At 55.4% G+C, this 15562-nt stretch carries 14 protein-coding genes; 13 read left to right on the top strand and 1 reads right to left on the bottom strand.

What is annotated here, in order from left to right:
- The first annotated feature begins 388 nt into the window (after positions 1-388).
- The 12 genes from miaB (at position 389) to BEI65_RS24130 (ending at position 12170) form a co-directional block, all read left to right on the top strand.
- On the top strand, positions 389-1813 hold the full coding sequence (miaB, locus tag BEI65_RS24190; protein WP_099065425.1) for a tRNA (N6-isopentenyl adenosine(37)-C2)-methylthiotransferase MiaB: 1425 nt from the start codon (positions 389-391) through the stop codon (positions 1811-1813).
- A 143-nt stretch (positions 1814-1956) separates the two neighbouring features.
- Positions 1957-2292, top strand: coding sequence for a zinc ribbon domain-containing protein YjdM (locus BEI65_RS24185; protein ID WP_085115587.1), 336 nt, complete (start codon positions 1957-1959; stop codon positions 2290-2292).
- 215 nt (positions 2293-2507) lie between these two features.
- Positions 2508-3563, top strand: a complete 1056-nt coding sequence (locus BEI65_RS24180; RefSeq protein ID WP_099065424.1) for a PhoH family protein — start codon at positions 2508-2510, stop codon at positions 3561-3563.
- Positions 3560-4033 carry an rRNA maturation RNase YbeY gene (gene ybeY, locus BEI65_RS24175; RefSeq protein WP_085115585.1) on the top strand — a complete coding sequence of 158 codons (474 nt, stop codon included), beginning with the start codon at positions 3560-3562 and terminating at the stop codon, positions 4031-4033. Before BEI65_RS24180 ends, ybeY begins: the two co-directional genes overlap by 4 nt.
- An 84-nt stretch (positions 4034-4117) precedes the next feature.
- Complete coding sequence (gene corC / locus BEI65_RS24170; RefSeq protein ID WP_099065423.1) at positions 4118-4996, top strand: CNNM family magnesium/cobalt transport protein CorC; 879 nt, start codon at positions 4118-4120, stop codon at positions 4994-4996.
- Between the two features lie 7 nt (positions 4997-5003).
- On the top strand, positions 5004-6533 hold the full coding sequence (gene lnt / locus BEI65_RS24165; protein WP_099065422.1) for an apolipoprotein N-acyltransferase: 1530 nt from the start codon (positions 5004-5006) through the stop codon (positions 6531-6533).
- Positions 6534-6914: 381 nt separating this feature from the next.
- Positions 6915-7811, top strand: a complete 897-nt coding sequence (locus BEI65_RS24160; protein ID WP_099065421.1) for an amino acid ABC transporter substrate-binding protein — start codon at positions 6915-6917, stop codon at positions 7809-7811.
- Positions 7812-8010: 199 nt separating this feature from the next.
- A complete protein-coding gene (locus BEI65_RS24155) occupies positions 8011-8751 on the top strand; it encodes an amino acid ABC transporter permease (protein WP_099065420.1) in 741 nt (246 codons plus the stop codon).
- Positions 8751-9425 carry a glutamate/aspartate ABC transporter permease GltK gene (gene gltK / locus BEI65_RS24150; protein WP_085115580.1) on the top strand — a complete coding sequence of 225 codons (675 nt, stop codon included), beginning with the start codon at positions 8751-8753 and terminating at the stop codon, positions 9423-9425. Before BEI65_RS24155 ends, gltK begins: the two co-directional genes overlap by 1 nt.
- Positions 9425-10150: an amino acid ABC transporter ATP-binding protein gene (locus tag BEI65_RS24145; RefSeq protein WP_099065419.1), complete on the top strand. Its 726-nt coding sequence runs from the start codon at positions 9425-9427 to the stop codon at positions 10148-10150. The genes gltK and BEI65_RS24145 overlap by 1 nt, the downstream gene beginning before the upstream one ends.
- Positions 10151-10388: 238 nt before the next feature.
- The gene (gene rihA, locus BEI65_RS24135; protein WP_099065417.1) at positions 10389-11321 is read left to right on the top strand and encodes a pyrimidine-specific ribonucleoside hydrolase RihA; all 933 of its coding nucleotides are present in this window, start codon (positions 10389-10391) and stop codon (positions 11319-11321) included.
- A gap of 150 nt (positions 11322-11471) precedes the next feature.
- On the top strand, positions 11472-12170 hold the full coding sequence (locus BEI65_RS24130; protein ID WP_099065416.1) for an FMN-dependent NADH-azoreductase: 699 nt from the start codon (positions 11472-11474) through the stop codon (positions 12168-12170).
- 57 nt (positions 12171-12227) lie between these two features.
- On the opposite strand, the gene BEI65_RS24125 is transcribed toward BEI65_RS24130, so the two are convergent.
- Positions 12228-12710, bottom strand: coding sequence for a zinc ribbon-containing protein (locus tag BEI65_RS24125; protein ID WP_099065415.1), 483 nt, complete (start codon positions 12708-12710; stop codon positions 12228-12230).
- Positions 12711-12976: 266 nt separating this feature from the next.
- On the opposite strand from BEI65_RS24125, the gene leuS reads away from it, so the two are divergent.
- Complete coding sequence (leuS, locus tag BEI65_RS24120; RefSeq protein WP_099065414.1) at positions 12977-15559, top strand: leucine--tRNA ligase; 2583 nt, start codon at positions 12977-12979, stop codon at positions 15557-15559.
- The last annotated feature ends 3 nt before the right edge of the window (positions 15560-15562 follow it).

The raw sequence follows: 15562 nt of genomic DNA, 5'->3' as shown, positions 1-15562 counted from the left end.
GCTCAACCGCAGCACGCGCAGCATCGGCCTGACGGAGGCCGGAAAAATCTATTATCATGCAGTCAAATTGGCTATTTTTTCTTGGTTAATTATCGCCATCCCCACCGACATGGCGTTTGGCATCAGTGTAACGGATTTTTAATTTGGCTTCAGGTCGCATGCCGTTTTCCCCGCGCTGGTCACAACGGCGTCAAATGTTTACAATATACCCGTCGTCTTTCAAGCTGCAGCGTTGTTGGCTGCATTCGCTCACCCCAGTTACTTACCTGAGTAAGCGCCTGGGGACTCCCGAACTTGCCGCCTAACTGCAACTTGAAAGCCATAAGTTATAAGCACCCTGCATGTCGCGTATCGCAACTTTCGCTCCGCACTGAGTAATGGCAAGTCAATGACCAAAAAACTACATATCAAAACCTGGGGCTGCCAGATGAATGAATATGATTCATCAAAAATGGCGGACTTACTGGGAAGCACGCACGGTTACCAATGGACCGACAACGCTGAAGAAGCCGACGTGCTGCTGCTGAATACCTGCTCGATCCGCGAGAAAGCGCAGGAAAAGGTTTTCGCCATGTTAGGGCGCTGGAAACTGCTGAAAGAAAAGAACCCGGCGTTGATTATCGGCGTGGGGGGCTGTGTGGCCTCGCAAGAAGGCGAACACATTCGCAGCCGTGCGCCCTGCGTCGACGTGGTGTTTGGGCCGCAAACCCTGCATCGCCTGCCGGAAATGCTCAACCACGTGCAGGGCACCCGCAGCCCAATCGTCGACATCAGCTTCCCTGAGATCGAAAAGTTCGACCGCCTGCCGGAACCCCGCGCTGAAGGCCCAACCGCCTTTGTCTCCATTATGGAAGGCTGCAACAAATACTGTACCTTCTGCGTGGTGCCTTACACTCGCGGTGAAGAAGTGAGCCGTCCAAGCGATGACGTGCTGTTCGAAGTCGCCCAACTGGCGGCGCAAGGCGTGCGTGAAGTCAACCTGCTTGGCCAGAACGTTAATGCCTATCGCGGTGCTACCTACGACGGCGACATCTGTTCATTTGCCGAACTGTTGCGCCTGGTGGCAGCCATCGACGGGATCGACCGTATCCGTTACACCACCAGTCATCCGATTGAATTCACCGACGATATCATCGCGGTGTATGAAGACACTCCGGAGTTGGTCAGTTTCCTGCATCTGCCGGTACAGAGCGGCTCAGACCGCATACTGACCATGATGAAGCGCGCGCACACCGCACTGGAATACAAAGCGATCATTCGCAAAATGCGCAAGGCGCGGCCGGACATCCAGCTCAGCTCTGATTTTATTATCGGCTTCCCAGGGGAAACCCAGGCCGACTTCGAACAGACCATGAACCTGATTGCCGAGATTAACTTCGACACCAGCTTCAGCTTTATCTACTCGTCGCGCCCTGGCACCCCGGCGGCCGATATGGTGGACGACGTCAGCGAAGACGAAAAGAAACAGCGCCTGTATATCCTGCAGGATCGCATCAACCAGCAGGTGCTGCAGTTCAGTCGCCGGATGCTCGGCACCGTACAGCGCATTCTGGTGGAAGGCACCTCACGTAAAAGCGTGATGGAGCTGGCGGGCCGTACCGCCTGTAACCGCATGGTCAACTTTGAAGGCACGCCGGATATGATCGGCCAGTTCGTTGATGTGGAAATCACCGAAATCTTGACCAATTCACTGCGTGGCGCAGTGGTGCGTACCGAACAGCAGATGGACCTGCGCGTACATGAATCCCCGCAGTCGGTGATTGCCCGTACCCGCAAAGAGAATGCGCTGGGTGTCGGCATTTACCAACCCTGACGCAGTTTCCTCCTGGCGCTAAACGTGGCGGCCGCGCTTCCCGCCGCCACGATAACGGTTATCCTTATTATTTCTCTGTCGGGCCATACGCCCGGCAATTTTTCTTTTTTTTATTTTTTTGATGATTAAAGAGGCGACATAGCATGCAACTCCCACACTGCCCGAAGTGCAATTCCGAATACACCTATCAGGACAACAACCTGTTTATCTGCCCTGAGTGCGCCCATGAGTGGAGCGACAGCGCCCCGGCAGAAGACAACGATGCCCTGATTGTCAAAGATGCCAACGGCAACCTGCTGGCCGACGGCGACGCCGTGACCGTAGTGAAAGATCTGAAGGTCAAAGGCAGCTCTTCGATGCTGAAAATTGGCACCAAGGTGAAGAACATCCGTCTGGTGGAAGGCGACCACAACATCGACTGCAAGATCGATGGCTTTGGCCAAATGAAGCTGAAATCCGAGTTCGTGAAAAAGAACTGATCCCCGGCCCCTATTCTCAAGTCAGTACGCGGCTGTTTTGGCCGCGTTTTTCCTCTGCCGCCCCTTGAATTACACCGTCGGCGCACAGATAGATCATGGGTAAACTTGCGCCCGTGCTTCGCACCATGAATAATTCAAGGTAGAGAACCTCAGGGCTTGCCCTGAATGCGCGTACCGAAAATCAACCAGGCCCGATATGAGCCTTGAGGAATAGTTTGAACGTCGCAACACAAGAAATTTTGTTAGAGCCGGCAGACAATCAGCGATTGCTCAGCCTGTGCGGCCCGTTTGATGACAATATCAAACAACTCGAACGCCGGTTGGGCATTGAGATCAACCGTCGTGACAATCGTTTTAAGCTGGTTGGCAAGAACCTGTGCGTGGTAGCCGCCGCCGATATTCTGCGCCACCTGTATGTGGACACTTCCCCCATTCGCGGCGTGATCCCGGATATCGATCCGGAACAGATCCATCTGGCGATCAAAGAAAGCCGGGTGCAGGAACAGGTTGCCGACAGCGTGCCGGATTACGGCAAAGCGGTCACCATCAAAACCAAACGCGGCATGGTGAAACCACGGACGCCAAACCAGGCGCAGTACATCGCCCATATTCTCGACCATGACATTACCTTCGGCATTGGCCCGGCCGGTACCGGCAAGACCTACCTGGCGGTTGCCGCTGCGGTAGACGCGCTGGAACGCCAGGACGTACGGCGCATTATGCTGACCCGCCCAGCGGTCGAAGCCGGTGAAAAACTGGGCTTCCTGCCGGGGGATCTGAGCCAGAAGGTCGATCCTTACCTGCGCCCGCTGTACGACGCCCTGTTTGAAATGCTGGGCTTCGAGCGCGTGGAGAAGTTGATTGAACGTAACGTGATTGAAGTTGCGCCGCTGGCCTATATGCGCGGTCGCACCCTGAACGACGCGTTTATCATCCTTGATGAGAGCCAGAACACCACCATCGAACAGATGAAAATGTTCCTGACGCGCATCGGCTTTAACTCAAAGGCGGTGATTACCGGTGACGTGACGCAGATAGACCTGCCGCGCAACCAAAAATCCGGCCTGCGTCACGCGATAGAAGTGCTATCGGACGTCGAAGAACTGAGCTTCAACTTCTTCCATAGCGAAGACGTGGTGCGTCATCCGGTGGTCGCCCGCGTGGTAATCGCCTATGAAGCCTGGGAAGCCGCCGAACAAAAGCGCAAAGATGCGATTGCAGAACAACGTCAACGTGAGGCGACCCTCGCCTCCGAGCAGGAGACACGATGAGTCAGGTGATTTTGGATCTGCAGCTGGCCTGTGCAGACAACAGCGGCTTGCCGGACGAAGCCACCTTCCAGCACTGGCTGGAAGGCGTGCTGCCGCAGTTTCAGGAAGAGGCCGAGGTGACCATTCGCCTGGTGGACGAGGCCGAAAGCAATGAACTGAACCTGACCTATCGTGGCATGGACAAACCGACCAACGTGCTGTCATTCCCCTTCGAAGCCCCTCCGGGCATCGAGCTGCCGCTGCTGGGCGATTTGATCATCTGTCGGCAGGTGGTTGAGCGTGAAGCCGTTGAGCAAGACAAGGCGCTGGAGGCCCACTGGGCGCATATGGTTGTTCACGGCAGCCTTCATCTGCTAGGGTATGACCACATCGAAGACGATGAAGCCGAAGAAATGGAGTCTTTGGAAACCGAAATCATGCACGGACTGGGTTACCCGGACCCGTACCTGGCGGAAAAAGACCCCCTCTGACGTCAGTTGATTTCCCCACAGCCCCTGTATGGGGCTGTCGCTGACTCCCCTAACTCTGACATGAGTGATATTAACTAAAACGCCATGAGCGACGACCATTCACAAAGCAATGACAGCCCCAGTCCCAAGAAGGGGTTCTTTACTCTTATCCTTAACCAGCTGTTCCACGGCGAACCTAAAAACCGTGGCGATCTGGTAGAGCTGATCCGTGATTCCGAGCAAAACGACCTGATCGATCCCGATACCCGAGACATGCTGGAAGGCGTGATGGATATCGCCGAACAGCGCGTGCGCGACATCATGATCCCGCGCTCCCAGATGGTGACGCTCAAGCGTAACCAAACGCTGGAAGAGTGCCTGGACGTGATTATCGAATCCGCCCACTCGCGCTTCCCGGTGATCAGCGAAGATAAAGATCACATCGAAGGCATCCTGATGGCCAAGGATCTGCTGCCGTTTATGCGCGCAGAAACCGAGGAGTTCAGCATCGACAAGGTGCTGCGTACCGCAGTGGTGGTGCCGGAAAGCAAGCGGGTCGATCGGATGCTGAAGGAGTTCCGCTCCCAGCGTTATCACATGGCGATTGTCATTGACGAATTCGGCGGTGTGTCCGGCCTGGTCACCATCGAAGACATTCTGGAACTGATTGTCGGCGAAATTGAAGATGAGTATGACGACGAGGACGATGTGGATATCCGCCAGCTCAGCCGTCATATGTATACCGTGCGCGCGCTGGCACCGATTGAAGACTTCAACGAAGCCTTCGGTACCCACTTCAGCGATGACGAGGTCGACACCATCGGTGGCCTGGTCATGCAAGCCTTCGGTCACCTGCCAGCACGGGGGGAAACCATTGAAATCGAAGGTTACTTATTTAAAGTTGCGATGGCCGACAGTCGACGTATCATCCAGGTTCATGTAAAAATTCCGGACGATTCTCCGCAACCGAAACTGGAAGAATAAATCGAACATGGCTAAAGCCTCTTACCTTGATCGCCAGTGGGTTCGCGCCCTGCTGGCGCTGTTGACTGGTGCCAGCGGCACGCTGGCGTTTTCTCCTTACGATATCTGGCCAGCGGCCATTGTCTCCCTGTTCGGCCTGTTGGCAGTTACCCTCAATCGCACCACCAAACAGTCTGCTCTGCTCGGCTTCTGCTGGGGTTTCGGCCTGTTCGGTACCGGGATCAACTGGGTTTACGTCAGCATTGCCGACTTCGGCGGCATGCCGTTCTCCGTCAATATTTTCCTGGTGGCGCTGCTCGCCGCCTATCTGTCGCTGTATACCGGGCTGTTCGCCGGCTTGCTGGCACGCCTTTGGCCAACCACCAGTTGGTACCGTCTGGCGATTGCCGCACCGGTGCTGTGGCAGGTCACTGAGTTTCTGCGCGGCTGGGTGCTGACCGGTTTCCCTTGGTTGCAGTTCGGCTACAGCCAGCTCAACGGCCCGCTGAAAGGCGTGGCGCCGCTGCTGGGAGTAGATACCATCACCTTTATGCTGATGGCGATCGCCGGGCTGCTGGTATATGCCATCAATCAACGCCGCATCACGCCGGCGGTGGTAGCTGTCGCCCTGTTGCTGTTACCGTGGCCGCTGCGCCAGTTGCACTGGTATACCCCACAGCCGGACAAGGCGGTCAACGTCGCCATGGTGCAGGGCAATATCGCTCAGTCGATGAAGTGGGATCCCAAAGCGCTGGTCAGTACGCTGCAAACCTATCTGGATGAAACCCGTCCTTATATGGGCAAAGCGCCGATCATCATTTGGCCGGAATCTGCCATCCCGGATTACGAAGCCAGCCAGAACGGTTTCCTGACCATGATGGACGACCTGATGCGAGCCAAAAACAGCAGTCTGATCACCGGCATTGTTGACGTCCGCGCCACCCCACAGGGCCAGCAAATTTACAACAGTGCCATCGTGCTGGGTGAACCGACGCCGTACACTTATCCGGCCAAAGACCGCTATAACAAGCACCATCTGGTGCCGTTCGGCGAGTTTGTGCCGATGGAAACGCTGCTGCGGCCACTGGCCCCCTTCTTCGACCTGCCGATGTCCTCATTCAGCCGCGGCGATTACGTCCAGCCACAGCTCAGCGTGAAGGGCTATAACCTGACGGCGGCGATTTGTTATGAAATTGTCCTCGGCCAGCAGGTGCGCGATAACTTCCGCCCGGACACCAACTTCCTGCTGACCATCTCCAACGATGCCTGGTTTGGCCATTCCATCGGCCCGTGGCAGCACTTCCAGATGGCGCGCATGCGTGCACTGGAGTTGGGCAGACCCCTGTTGCGCAGCACCAACAACGGCGTGACTGCCGCTGTCGATGCCAATGGTGAAGTGATTGCAGAGATCCCTCAGTTCACTCGCAAGGTGCTGGAGGTGAAAATGACCCCAACCACCGGCATTACCCCTTATGCCCGCTTTGGCGCCACGCCATTGTGGATCATCACCCTGCTGCTCGGCGGTCTGGCGCTGGTCCTCGGCCTGCGTCGTAAATAATCCCCCGGGGCGTTGCCATCCGCGCGCCCCGCTGTTTCCCCCACCGGTCCAAAATCATTGCCAAATCAATGCTTCTGGCACACTCCTTGCTTTAATTACTCCGTGATTTAGAACCGATTTACTTTTGCTGACGTTTCGTCGCATCCGTGCACAACCTGAGAGCATCACTGGCACCATAAGGGTGCATTGATATTTTGTTGCATTAATTTGGTGCGCGTGGCGTCTCAAAAAATGAAACATTTTAGTTTCAATCTGTTCACAATCGGCTATTTTCTAACGGTTATCTGTTCTAGGACTATCTTTATACTTGAGCAATAAATCTCCATTTAGAATCTGATGCTCTTTGAATTTGAGCTACCACAACAGCAAAGGAGTTGGACCATGCAAATGCGTAAATTGGCGTTATCGTTACTGCTGATCGGTATGGCGGCTAACGTAGCCCATGCGGAAGAACTGACCGGTACGCTGAAGAAAATCAAAGACAACGGAGTGATCGTTGTCGGCCACCGCGAATCGTCAGTGCCGTTCTCCTACTACGACAACCAGCAGAAAGTTGTGGGTTACTCCCAGGACTACTCCAACCAAATCGTTGAAGCGGTTAAGAAAAAACTGAACGCTCCGGATCTGCAGGTCAAAATGCTGCCGATCACCTCGCAGAACCGTATTCCACTGCTGCAAAACGGCACCTTTGACTTCGAGTGCGGCTCGACCACCAACAACCTTGAACGCCAGAAACAGGCCGCCTTCTCTGACACCATCTTCGTGGTCGGTACCCGTCTGCTGGTGAAAAAAGGGTCTGACATCAAAGATTTCAAAGATCTGGCCGGTAAAGCCGTGGTGGTGACATCCGGTACTACCTCAGAAGTACTGCTGAATAAACTGAACGACAGCAACAAAATGAACATGCGCATCATCAGCGCCAAAGACCACGGTGATTCATTCCGCACCCTGGAAAGCGGCCGCGCCGTCGCCTTTATGATGGATGACGCTCTGCTGGCGGGTGAACGCGCGAAAGCGAAGAAACCGGACCAATGGGAAATCATCGCCACGCCACAGTCGAAAGAAGCCTACGGCTGTATGCTGCGTAAAGACGATCCTGAGTTCAAAAAACTGGTCGATGACACCATCGCTCAGGCTCAGACTTCAGGTGAAGCGGCCAAATGGTTTGATAAGTGGTTCAAACAGCCTATCCCACCGAAGAACCTCAACATGAACTTCGAACTGTCAGACGATATGAAGCAACTGTTCAAAGAGCCTAACGACAAAGCACTGAACTAATAAAACAGGCGCCAGGCCAACCTGGCTCTGTTGATGACTGGGACAGACAGGCATGCGGGAGGTCGTTCCCCTCCCGCATTTTCCCCATAACGCACCACCGATGCCCGCACAGATAAGTCAGCCCGACTGGCCGCGGTGCCATTGGCGCTGAATAGTCATCAATCTTTAGGCGCTCTGCGCCCGCTTAACGGAGTTTGTTATGTCAATAGATTGGAACTGGGGTATCTTCCTGCAGCAGGCCCCGTTTGGGAATACCACCTACCTCGGCTGGATTTGGTCCGGCTTTCAGGTCACGGTGGCCCTCTCCGTCTGTGCATGGATTATCGCTTTCTTTGTCGGTTCGCTATTCGGTATTTTGCGTACCGTACCTAACCGCTTTCTTTCCACCCTCGGTACCTGTTACGTCGAACTTTTCCGTAACGTGCCGCTGATCGTGCAATTCTTTACCTGGTATCTGGTGATCCCTGAATTGCTGCCGGTGAATATCGGCATGTGGTTCAAAACCGAACTCGATCCTAACGTGCAGTTCTTCGTTTCTTCGATGCTGTGCCTCGGGCTGTTCACCGCTGCTCGCGTGTGCGAACAGGTACGTGCTGCCATTCAGTCACTGCCACGCGGTCAGAGAGCCGCCGGACTGGCCATGGGCCTGACGCTGCCGCAAACCTATCGCTACGTGCTGTTGCCGAACGCCTACCGGGTGATTGTGCCGCCGATGACCTCGGAAATGCTTAACCTGGTGAAAAACTCCGCCATCGCTTCCACCATCGGACTGGTCGACATGGCTGCCCAGGCCGGTAAATTGCTGGATTACTCGGCGCACGCCTATGAATCCTTTACCGCGATTACGCTGGCTTATATCGCCATCAACGCCGTGATCATGCTGTTTATGCGGCTGGTAGAGAGAAAAGTGCAGTTGCCCGGCAATATGGGGAGTAAATAATGTACGAATTTGACTGGGCATCGATTGTCCCAAGCTTCCCTTATCTGCTGCAGGGTCTGTTCATCACGCTGAAGATCACCGTGACCGCCATCGTCTTCGGTATCCTTTGGGGCACCATTTTGGCGGTAATGCGTTTGTCGCCGATCAAGCCAATCAGCTGGTTCGCCGCCCTGTACGTCAACCTGTTCCGCTCAGTGCCGCTGGTGATGGTACTGCTGTGGTTTTATCTGGTGGTTCCAAGCTTATTACAACAAGTTCTGGGGCTGTCGCCGAAAACTGATATTCGCCTGATCTCGGCTATGGTAGCCTTTTCCCTGTTTGAAGCGGCCTATTACTCGGAAATTATCCGTGCCGGTATTATCAGCATCTCGCGCGGCCAGTCTTCCGCCGCACTGGCTCTGGGCATGACCCACTGGCAGTCAATGAAGCTGGTTATTTTGCCGCAGGCATTCCGCGCCATGGTGCCACTGCTGCTGACCCAGGGCATCGTACTGTTCCAGGATACCTCGCTGGTGTACGTACTGAGCCTGGCTGACTTCTTCCGTACCGCCTCAACCATCGGCGAGCGCGACGGCACCCAGGTTGAAATGATCCTGTTCGCCGGCTTTGTCTATTTTGTTATCAGTCTCGCCGCCTCGGCGCTGGTAAGCTATTTGAAGAAAAGGACTGTTTGATGATATCCCTGAAAAATGTTTCTAAGTGGTACGGTCACTTTCAGGTTCTGACCGATTGCACCACCGAAGTCAAAAAAGGCGAAGTGGTGGTAGTCTGCGGTCCTTCAGGCTCGGGCAAATCTACCCTGATCAAAACCGTCAACGGCCTGGAGCCAATCCAGCAGGGCGATATCCAGGTGAACGGGACGCCGGTCAACAACAAGAAAACCAACCTGGCGCAGCTGCGTTCCAAGGTCGGCATGGTGTTCCAGCACTTTGAGCTGTTCCCGCACCTGTCGATCATCGACAACCTGACGCTGGCACAGGTAAAAGTGCTCAAGCGTGATAAAGCCGCTTCCCGCGAGAAAGGCCTGAAGTTGCTGGAGCGCGTCGGCCTGACCGCCCACGCCAACAAGTTCCCTGGGCAGCTTTCCGGTGGTCAGCAGCAGCGTGTGGCTATCGCCCGTGCGCTGTGTATGGATCCCATCGCCATGCTGTTCGATGAACCGACCTCGGCACTCGATCCGGAAATGATCAACGAAGTGCTCGACGTGATGGTCGAACTGGCGAACGAAGGCATGACCATGATGGTGGTGACCCACGAAATGGGCTTTGCCCGCAAGGTGGCCAACCGGGTGATCTTTATGGATGAAGGCAAAATTGTCGAAGACCGCAATAAAGACGACTTCTTCAACAACCCTGAGTCTGAGCGCGCCAAAGACTTCCTGGCAAAAATCCTGCACTGATTTATCTGATGCGCTCGTGCCCGTTATTAGGGAGAGCGTGCCGAAGGGGTCGTAGCAGCTTTAGCTGCCGGAGCGCCCCTCGGTGCGCTAGGCCCGGGTATCTCAGGTAAAAAAACAACACTTGCCTCAATATGCATGCGCTCCATTCGGGGCGCATCTCCCCCTTCCCGGCACTAAAAGCGCTTGTTTCTCCCTGGTTTTGATCCGATGCTCGCAGCATAACTACAAGGAGATACATATGCCACGCCCTATCATTATCGATTGCGATCCCGGCCTCGACGACGCCATTGCCCTCGCCATGGCACTGAGCTCAGCGGAACTGGACGTTAAAGCCATCACCACCTCTGCCGGCAACCAGACGCCGGAGAAAACCCTGCATAACGCGCTCGGCCTGCTGACGCTGATGAAGCGTGAAGACATCCCTGTCGCGGCCGGTGCCGCCGCCCCACTGATGCGTGAGCTGGTGATTGCCGACTACGTCCACGGCAAAACCGGCATGGGCAATACCCACCTGCCGACGCCCACCATCAAGCCGGTCGGGCAAAGCGCCGTCGAGCTGATCGCCAGCCTACTGCGCAGCAGCCCGGAACCGATCACCCTGGTGGTCACCGGCCCGATGACCAATATCGCCCTGCTGCTGGCCCAGCACCCCGAACTGAAAGGCAACATCGAGCGCATCGTCTTTATGGGCGGTGGCATGAACGCCGGTAATACCACCCCGGTGGCGGAATTTAATATTTTTGTCGATCCCGAAGCCGCCGAGATGGTACTGAAGTCCGGCGTGCCCTTGACCATGGCCGGGTTGAACGTCACCCACCAGGCTCTGGTGCTACCACAAGATATCGAACGTATCCGCCAAATTGACAACCCGGTGGCACAGGCGGTGGCCGAAATGCTCGACTTCTACCTGCCGCTGTATCTCAGCCACCCACGTGGGTTACCGGGTGCCGCAATGCACGACCCCTGCACCATCGCCTGGCTGCTGGCCCCTCAGTTGTTTAGCAGTATCGAACGCTGGGTCGGGGTGGAAACCAAAGGGGAATACACCCAGGGCATGACGGTAGTAGATGTATTCCAGCAAACCGGCAAAGCGGCCAACGTGGAAGTGCTGACCGCTATCGATCGTGAAGGGTTTATCAGCCTGCTGGCTGAACGCGTTGCGCGTTACTGACCCACTGGGGCGCAAGATGCGCCCTAATGTTCAATTTTTTTGATTTAACTGAGCGAATTTTTACGCTATCACTGATCCCGGCTTGCCTCTAAGATGCTGTTAAACGCACAGCATTGCTGACGCCCTTAGAACAAGCCTGGAGATAACCGCATGAGTCGTATACTGGTCCTGAAATCAAGTATTCTGGGCGATTACTCCCAGTCTGGAAAATTGGTCGATTTTTTTGTTCAACAGTGGCAAGAAGCGCACCCAAGTGACACCTTTACCTTCCGCGATTTGGCCAACCCCACTCTGCCAGAACTGAACGGTGAAGTGATCGGCGGTTTTAGTGCCGGGGATAAACCCTTAACCCCCTATCAGCAACAGACGCTGGCACTTTCCGATGAGCTGATTGCCGAACTGAAATCGCATGACACCCTGATCATCAGCGCACCGATGTACAACTTTAACATCCCGACCCAGTTGAAAATTTACTTCGACCTGATAGCACGCGCCGGCCAAACTTTCCGTTATACCTCTGAAGGATCCGAAGGCCTGGTCACCGGCAAGAAAGCGATCGTAATCTCCAGCCGTGGCGGTATCCACGCCGAGACGCCAACCGACCTGATCACGCCTTATCTGAAGCTGTTCTTGGGCTTTATCGGTATTACGGACGTGGAATTCGTGCTGGCGGAAGGGTTTGCTTACGGGCCGGAAGCGGCAGAAAAAGCGGCACAGGACAGCCGTATCGCGGTGGCACAGAAAGTCCCTGCAACCGTATACACCGCCCTCACAAGCGAGCCTGAACGGGCAACGGCCCCGACTGGCGGCGGTTTTCTCAGTAACCTGATGAAAAAGCTTTTCGGTTAATGACGATCTCCCTGCCCCGGCCCTTTCCACTCAGGAGAAGGCCAGGGTGCGGAGAACTTAAGGTTCGAAAGGCCGACGCTGAAACTGGTCGTGGCCGCATTTCGGACACAGCGGCAGCACTTCCGGCGTGTAAAACGCCATATGATGGTGGCACTGCTCGCACACCAGATTCCCCAGCCCAACCACTTCACCGCTGTGGTAAACGCCATGATGGCTGACGTCCTTGAACACTTCGCGCCATTCCAACTGGGTTTTGTCGGTAATGTCCGCCAGTTCCTGCCACAGGCTCTCTTTAATCACCCGCATAAAAACACTGTCGGTAAATTCTTCCCGGCTTTCCTGATAACTGCGAGCGAATTCTTCCAGATCGCGCCGTACCGCCAGGGTCACCAGCTCCACTTCATCGCGCGTCAGCTCACCCGCTTCGTTCAGCCGTTTTTCAGCGCTCGCGACCAGCGAGTCAATATCACGTTCGCCATTTTTCAAGCGTTCGGTCAGAGATGCCACCAATTCGCGGTAGTACTGAGCAACCTTGTTCATAATCTCTCCTCGATGAACTTACGTGACGGGACTTACCTCTTCAAACTATCCCTTATCATTTTAGCCGTAAATTGCTGATGTCACTTGGCAAGGCACGGGATCCTCAAGATGTGAGTCATATCATGGCGGGGATTTTTTAAATACGTCGAGTCGGGCGCTTGGTGTTGTTGCCGGGAGGTCTTATCAGCTATGCTATGCGGATCTATAAGTACTCAACAGAATGCTACGGATGTAGCTGTTTTACACCTACAGGACCACCAGCCGCCATGCAAGAGCAATACCGTCCAGAAGACATAGAATCGAACGTACAGCTTCACTGGCAAGAGAAGCAGACTTTCAAGGTTACCGAAGATGCGAGCAAGGAAAAGTATTACTGCCTATCCATGCTGCCATACCCATCAGGCCGTCTGCACATGGGACACGTTCGTAACTACACTATCGGCGACGTGATCTCGCGCTATCAGCGCATGCTAGGCAAAAACGTACTACAGCCGATCGGCTGGGATGCGTTCGGCCTGCCGGCGGAAGGCGCTGCGGTCAAGAACAACACCGCACCGGCCCCGTGGACCTACGACAACATCGAATACATGAAGAACCAGCTAAAACTGCTGGGCTTCGGCTATGACTGGGATCGCGAGATCGCTACCTGCGATCCGGATTACTACCGTTGGGAACAGTGGTTCTTCACCAAGCTGTACGAAAAAGGCATGGTCTACAAGAAGACTTCTGCGGTGAACTGGTGCCCACACGATCTGACCGTGCTGGCCAACGAACAGGTTATCGACGGCTGCTGCTGGCGCTGTGACACCAAGGTAGAGCGTAAAGAGATCCCACAGTGGTTTATCAAAATCACCGCTTACGCCGACCAACTGCTGAACGATCTGGATACGCTGGAAAGCTGGCCAGAGCAGGTGAAAACCATGCAGCGTAACTGGATTGGCCGTTCCGAAGGGGTGGATATCACCTTTGATGTAGCGGGCAGCGAAGAGAAACTGACCGTTTACACCACCCGTCCAGACACCTTTATGGGTGCCACCTATGTCGCCGTCGCTGCGGGTCACCCGTTGGCGCAGCAAGGCGCGGTGAACAACCCGGCGCTGGCTGAATTTATCGAAGAATGCCGCAACACCAAAGTGGCCGAAGCCGAAATGGCGACGATGGAGAAGAAAGGCATGCCGACCGGCCTGTTCGCCATCCATCCGCTGTCCGGTGAGCAAGTGCCGATTTGGGTCGCCAACTTCGTGCTGATGGAATACGGCACCGGCGCGGTCATGGCGGTTCCGGCTCACGACCAACGTGACTGGGAGTTCGCCACCAAATACGGTTTGCCGATCACGCCGGTCGTACTCACACTCGACGGCAGCCAACCGGATGTCCTGGCCGAAGCGATGACCGAGAAAGGCGCGCTGTTCAATTCCGGCGAGTTTGACGGCCTGGATCACCAGGCCGGTTTCAACGCCATTGCCGACAAACTGGTCGCCAAAGGCGTCGGCCAGCGCAAGGTTAACTACCGTCTGCGTGACTGGGGTGTTTCTCGCCAACGTTACTGGGGTGCACCAATCCCCATGGTCACGCTGGAAGACGGCACCGTAATGCCAACCCCGGAAGACCAACTGCCGGTGATCCTGCCGGAAGACGTGGTGATGGACGGTATTACCAGCCCAATCAAGGCCGATCCCGAGTGGGCGAAAACCACCGTTAACGGCCAGCCGGCGCTACGTGAAACCGACACCTTCGACACCTTTATGGAGTCTTCCTGGTACTACGCGCGCTACACCTGCCCGCAGTACGACGAGGGCATGCTGGATCCAGCCGCCGCCAACTACTGGCTGCCGGTGGATCAGTATGTCGGGGGTATCGAACACGCCATCATGCACCTGATGTACTTCCGCTTCTTCCACAAGCTGCTGCGTGACGCGGGCCTGGTCGATTCCGACGAGCCGGCAAAACGCCTGCTGTGTCAGGGCATGGTACTGGCAGACGCCTTCTATTACAGCGGCAACAGCGGCGAACGCGTCTGGGTTTCCCCAGTCGACGCCACCGTTGAGCGCGATGACAAAGGCCGCATTATCAAAGCCACCGATCCACAAGGTCGTGAACTGGTCTATGCTGGCATGAGCAAAATGTCGAAGTCGAAAAACAACGGCATCGACCCACAGGTGATGGTTGAGAAATACGGTGCAGACACCGTGCGTCTGTTCATGATGTTCGCCTCGCCGGCAGAAATGACGCTGGAATGGCAAGAGTCCGGCGTAGAAGGGGCAAACCGCTTCCTGAAACGCGTCTGGAAACTGGCCTACGAACACCTGGAGAAAGGGGCAGTGCAGCCGCTGAACGTAGCAACGCTGACCGAAGACCAGAAAGCACTGCGCCGCGATCTGCACAAAACCATCGCCAAAGTGACCGACGATATCGGCCGCCGTCAGACCTTCAACACCGCGATTGCCGCCGTGATGGAACTGATGAACAAGCTGGCCCGTGCACCGCAAGAAAGCGAGCAAGATCGCGCCCTGCTGCAGGAAGCGCTGCTGTCTGTGGTTCGCATGCTGTATCCGTTCACCCCGCACGTGTGCTTCTCACTGTGGCAGGCGTTGGGCGGTGAAGGCGATGTGGATACCGCAGCCTGGCCGCAAGCCGACGAGCAAGCCATGGTCGAAGACTCCAAGCTGGTGGTGGTACAGGTCAACGGCAAGGTTCGCGCTAAAATCACTGTGGCAGCCGATGCAACCGAAGAACAGGTGCGTGCGCGCGCCGCTGAGGAACATCTGGTCGCTAAATATCTGGACGGGGTTACGGTTCGTAAAGTGATCTATGTTCCGGGCAAATTGCTTAACCTGGTTGTGGGTTAACAC

It is taken from the genome of Serratia sp. BW106, assembly GCF_002607755.1.
GTDB classification, from domain to species: Bacteria; Pseudomonadota; Gammaproteobacteria; order Enterobacterales; family Enterobacteriaceae; genus Serratia; species Serratia proteamaculans.
Note: the sequence above shows the minus strand (reverse complement) of the source record. Positions and strands in the feature narration are given on the sequence as shown.

Excerpts from the sequence above, each read along its gene's own strand:
- leuS (WP_099065414.1), top strand. The coding sequence starts at position 12,977 with ATGCAAGAGCAATACCGTCCAGAAGACATAGAATCGAACGTACAGCTT.
- BEI65_RS24125 (WP_099065415.1), bottom strand. The coding sequence starts at position 12,710 with ATGAACAAGGTTGCTCAGTACTACCGCGAATTGGTGGCATCTCTGACC.
- lnt (WP_099065422.1), top strand. The coding sequence starts at position 5,004 with ATGGCTAAAGCCTCTTACCTTGATCGCCAGTGGGTTCGCGCCCTGCTG.
- gltK (WP_085115580.1), top strand. The coding sequence starts at position 8,751 with ATGTACGAATTTGACTGGGCATCGATTGTCCCAAGCTTCCCTTATCTG.
- BEI65_RS24145 (WP_099065419.1), top strand. The coding sequence starts at position 9,425 with ATGATATCCCTGAAAAATGTTTCTAAGTGGTACGGTCACTTTCAGGTT.
- ybeY (WP_085115585.1), top strand. The coding sequence starts at position 3,560 with ATGAGTCAGGTGATTTTGGATCTGCAGCTGGCCTGTGCAGACAACAGC.
- corC (WP_099065423.1), top strand. The coding sequence starts at position 4,118 with ATGAGCGACGACCATTCACAAAGCAATGACAGCCCCAGTCCCAAGAAG.
- BEI65_RS24185 (WP_085115587.1), top strand. The coding sequence starts at position 1,957 with ATGCAACTCCCACACTGCCCGAAGTGCAATTCCGAATACACCTATCAG.
- BEI65_RS24130 (WP_099065416.1), top strand. The coding sequence starts at position 11,472 with ATGAGTCGTATACTGGTCCTGAAATCAAGTATTCTGGGCGATTACTCC.
- rihA (WP_099065417.1), top strand. The coding sequence starts at position 10,389 with ATGCCACGCCCTATCATTATCGATTGCGATCCCGGCCTCGACGACGCC.
- miaB (WP_099065425.1), top strand. The coding sequence starts at position 389 with ATGACCAAAAAACTACATATCAAAACCTGGGGCTGCCAGATGAATGAA.
- BEI65_RS24155 (WP_099065420.1), top strand. The coding sequence starts at position 8,011 with ATGTCAATAGATTGGAACTGGGGTATCTTCCTGCAGCAGGCCCCGTTT.
- BEI65_RS24160 (WP_099065421.1), top strand. The coding sequence starts at position 6,915 with ATGCAAATGCGTAAATTGGCGTTATCGTTACTGCTGATCGGTATGGCG.